The sequence below is a fragment of the Oleiphilus sp. HI0117 genome (genome assembly GCF_001635235.1).
Map to the genome: position 1 here is coordinate 1 of NZ_LWGA01000140.1, position 951 is coordinate 951.

Below are 951 nucleotides of genomic sequence, written 5' to 3' on the forward strand. Positions count from 1 at the left end.
AATATCCCGGGCGCGACAGCAAGCTCCTACAATAAAACGAGCGCTCAACTTAGCGATTCTGGTTTATATAGTGTCACCATTTCCAACAGTGAGGAAACTATCCACTCGCTAGAAGCCCTTGTCTCAGTGGAAGAAAACGTGTTACCCGTCAGCATATCCCAGCAACCTAGCGCTAGCATCGTCACTGAAGGGGAAACAATCTCTCTCAGCGTCTTAGCGACTGGCGGAGATCCAATCAGCTATCAATGGCAAAAGAACGGCTCCTTAATTCCTGGCGCAACACATAGCACTTTAACGATTAGCCCAAGTTCAATAAGTGACACGGGAAGTTACCGAGTATCGATTAGCAACAATGTTTCCCAGGTTTATTCAAACTTTGTCAGCGTTACCGTCAATGAACAACTTGCAGCACCCAGCATTAACTCGCACCCCGTTTCATTAACAGTATCCGAAGGAAGCTCCGCTTCATTTAGCGTCAACGCTGGCGGTGGAGGCTTTCTGACTTACCAATGGCGACACAATGGCACGGATATTAGCGGCGCATATAGCAATACCTTAAGCCTAAACTCAGTCGAGTTAAGTGATGCAGGGAGCTATGATGTGACAGTTAGTAACACGCAAGGCTCCGCTACATCTTTCAGTGCAAACCTAAGCGTATTATCTATAAGTGTACCGGTAAGCATAACCCAGCAGCCCTATTCACAAGAGATCAACGCGGGTGAAAGTGTAGACTTAACAGTTCGCACTAGCGGAGACGGCCCATTCTCATATCAGTGGCTATTCAATGGCGAAGAGTTAGTTGGCGCTAATTCGCAGGACTTGAGCATCAGCAATGCGGGTATCGAAGATACCGGCTTATATTCTGTAGTCGTCAGTAATGCCAGCAGTGAAGCTTACTCACAAGAAGCCTTGGTCTCGGTTAACTCTCTACCTTCTTCACTCGAGCTAAGC

The 951-nt window shown here is 47.3% G+C and carries 1 protein-coding gene; it reads left to right on the forward strand.

The features are described 5' to 3' along the window. Positions 1 to 951: immunoglobulin domain-containing protein (locus tag A3757_RS01920; protein WP_068739071.1), on the forward strand; the 951-nt coding region annotated here is incomplete at both ends.